2 protein-coding genes are annotated in these 3,378 nt (G+C 44.3%); one reads left to right on the top strand and one right to left on the bottom strand.

From position 1 onward, the window contains the following. Positions 1 to 171: 171 nt before the first annotated feature. Positions 172 to 1,539 (bottom strand): NAD-dependent succinate-semialdehyde dehydrogenase, encoded by a 1,368-nt coding sequence (locus F6K52_RS34280; protein ID WP_293089364.1) that lies wholly within the window; start codon positions 1,537 to 1,539, stop codon positions 172 to 174. A 461-nt stretch (positions 1,540 to 2,000) separates the two neighbouring features. Here F6K52_RS34280 and F6K52_RS34275 point away from each other — a divergent pair. Beyond that, on the top strand, positions 2,001 to 3,378 hold a 1,378-nt coding region (locus tag F6K52_RS34275; protein ID WP_293089362.1), incomplete at its 3' end, for a GAF domain-containing protein.

The following is a 3,378-nucleotide window of genomic DNA, read 5'->3' as shown; positions in this document are numbered from 1 at the left end:
CCAACAAGGTTAATTTTAAGAATATTGCTGAGTCCTGATTCCTGAGTCCTGAGTCGGAGAATCCGTCAGTAGTAACTGTCACTGTTCAGGATTTAAATAGACTTGCTATAGGCTAATAGAATCTAGGGTAATGGTATTAGGCTAATGGTTTTAGCCTAATACCGAGAATTTTCACTTCACCCAAACAGTTTTGATGTTTACGAACTCATGTATCCCTTGAATGCTTAGTTCTCGCCCATACCCAGAACGTTTGATCCCACCGAAGGGTAAACGGGGGTCGGATTTGACTAAGCCATTGATAAATACTGCTCCAGCTTCAAGTTCATCAATCAGCCTAGGCATTTGCTCCTCATTGGTTGTCCAGGCACTAGCCCCTAATCCAAATACTGTGGAATTGGCAAGCTTAATAGCAGCATCAATATCCGGAACTCTAAACAATAGGGCAACAGGGCCAAAAAATTCTTCGTTATCGGCTGGAGTGCCTGGTGGGAAGTCAGTTAGAATCGTGGGGGGATAGAAGTTACCAGCGCGATCGCTTAAAGGATGGCCACCGATAAGAACCTTTGCCCCTTGTTCAATGCAGGCTTGCACCTGTTGGTCTAAGTCTCTAAGAATACCAGGGGTTGCCAACGGACCAATATCCGTATCTTCCGCCATGGGATCTCCCACTTTCAGGGCTTGGAATTTTTCCAGTAGGCGTTGCTGAAATTCATCGGCTACTGCGTCCACCACAATAAACCGTTTCGCTGCAATACACGATTGACCGTTATTGAGCATCCTAGCAGTCACACCGCTGGTAGCTGCTGCTTCTAAATCGGCACTGTCTAGGACAATAAACGGGTCACTTCCCCCTAGTTCCAGGACAGTTTTCTTGATTTGTGTGCCAGCCGCAGCGGCTAAAGCAGCTCCTGCTAGCTCACTACCAGTTAGGGTGGCAGCTTTTACCCGTGGATCCTGAATTACTGGCTCTACTTGGTTAGCACCAATCAGTAAGGTCTGAAACACCCCTTCCGGAAATCCTGCTTCAGCAAAGATTTGCTCAATGGCTAAGGCGCATTGAGGCACATTAGAGGCATGTTTGAGCAACCCCACATTTCCCGCCATCAATGCTGGAGCAGCAAAACGGAAGACTTGCCAAAATGGAAAATTCCAGGGCATGACTGCTAGAATTACTCCTAGAGGTTGGTAGCGCACAAAGCTTTGGGTGGCATCGGTAGAGGCTGGGACATCTGCCAGGAATTCAGCTGCGTGTTCAGCGTAGTACCGACAAACCAAACCACATTTTTGCGCTTCTGCGATCGCACTTTTGAGGGGTTTTCCCATCTCCGTGGTCATCAGCTCGCCGAATTTGACTCGATCCCGCTCTACTATCTCCGCCGCTGCGTTCAGCCAATCTGCTCTTTGCTCCATTGATGTTTCGCAGTATTGCTCAAACGCCTCTTGGGCAACTGCTAGCTTGGTCGCAATCGAGGACGGACTCTCTGGCTCAAAGGTTTTGATGGTTTCCCCGGTTGCTGGGTTAACTGTAGCGATCCCCATGGCTTCCTCCTCCCCCCAATGGGGATAGTACTTCCAATTCTTTGATTATAACTAATTATTTAGACTCTGACTTATTTATGCCAAAATGGCTTAATAGTTTGATATACTTTTAAAAAGCCTCAACCCATTGCCGAGGGAAACTACCAGTAAAGCAAGTGTTCACCTAATATCAAGTTTTCTCCTACTACCACGAAATTTATATCACCAGTTTTAAAAACAGTTATCAACCCAATTATAGGGATTAGGGGTTAGGGATTATAGCTTAGGGTAATGCTGTCAGGTATTAGGTATTAGTTAAAACAGGGGCATTTGATAACCTACTTGCTAAAAGAGGCGCGCTTCATAGGCTTGTCATAATACCCTTACCCATTAAACGTAGATTCTATAACATTAAATTAGTAGTTTGATAATTTAGTCGATTATACTTGTCTGAGATAAGAACTAATGACGAGAGCTAGATTGTGCCATATTTAATTGCTAAATCAGAGCCGAATAACCAAGAAAGTTATAAATTGAGCAGTGGAGCCAATACCATAGGACGGGAAATAAATAATAGTATTACCGTAATTCATAAAAGTCTTTCCCGCCATCATGCTCAGGTGACAATCACGAATAATCGGGTTATCCTAAAAGACTTAGGTAGCCTAAATCATACGTTTGTTAATGACGCCAAAATTGACCAGTGTGAACTCAAAGACGGAGACTTAATACGTCTGGGCAGTGTAATCTTTGAATTTGTGAGTGATGATGACAGAATTACCCCAAATATTCTCAAAGATAATGATTCAAACTTTTCGATTGTCAGCCGGTTATCTCCAGAAAAAACCCGTGTAGAAATTCAGGAATTACTGCACCATGACAGTTTAGCTTATCAAGGCTCAGCCCTGAAGCTGCGAGAGAAAGAGACAGGTCAACGCTCAGTAGACAAGTTAAAAATATTATTGGAGGTGAGTAAGCAACTTTCCTCTCCCGATGAGCCTGATCACTTGTTGAGAAAAATTCTTGACCTGCTGTTCGAGATTATGAATGTAGACCGGGCAATCATCCTCATGGTTAATCAAGAAACGGGAATGCTAGAGGAAAAAGCTGTCAACTCCCGAACAGGCATACCCACCCATGAGCGATTTTATAGCAAACGAATCACCAATTTCGTACACCAGAAGGGGGATGGGGTTTTAATTGCTGATGCTGCCATTGACCAACGATTCAGCAATTCCCAGTCAGTGCTCCAGCAAGAAATCCATGCCTCCATGTGCGTACCCCTAAAACCAAGAGAGGAAGTGATTGGGGTATTGTATGCGGATAATCTCTCTAGAGCCAATATTTATTCTCAAGAAGACTTGGAGTTTTTGACGGCTCTGGCGAACCAAGCTGCGATCGCAATTGACAATGCTCAACTTTACCAGAAGATGCAGGAAGAAGCAGTAATGCGGAGTAAATTTGAGCTTTTCTTTCCGGAAGCTGTGAGTAAAAAGCTCAAGGAAGAAGGCCACTTAGAAATTATAGATACCGAAGTAACCGCCCTGTTTGCCGACATCAGTAAATTTACCGAAATGTCCTCTCAGATGAAGCCACGCCAAGTGATTGAGATGCTCAATGAGTACTTCCAGGTGATGGTAGAGGATATTGTGTTTGAATACGAAGGCACTTTAGAAAAATATATTGGGGATGCCTTACTGGCTGTTTGGGGAGCCCCCTATTGCCAACCAGACGATGCTGACCGAGCCGTTCAAGCTGCGATCGCAATGCAACGAGCAGTTATTCACCTAAATCAGGATTGGTTCAAGCGGCGCAATTTAGAGATTCAAATCCACATTGGACTCAATACGGGGAAAGTAA

Origin of the sequence: Moorena sp. SIO3H5, from assembly GCF_010692395.1 — a bacterium.
Lineage (GTDB): Bacteria > Cyanobacteriota > Cyanobacteriia > Cyanobacteriales > Coleofasciculaceae > Moorena.
The sequence above is the reverse complement of the archived record's forward strand: the minus strand, read 5'-3'. Positions and strand labels throughout refer to the sequence as shown.

Excerpts from the sequence above, each read along its gene's own strand:
- F6K52_RS34280 (WP_293089364.1), bottom strand. The coding sequence starts at position 1,539 with ATGGGGATCGCTACAGTTAACCCAGCAACCGGGGAAACCATCAAAACC.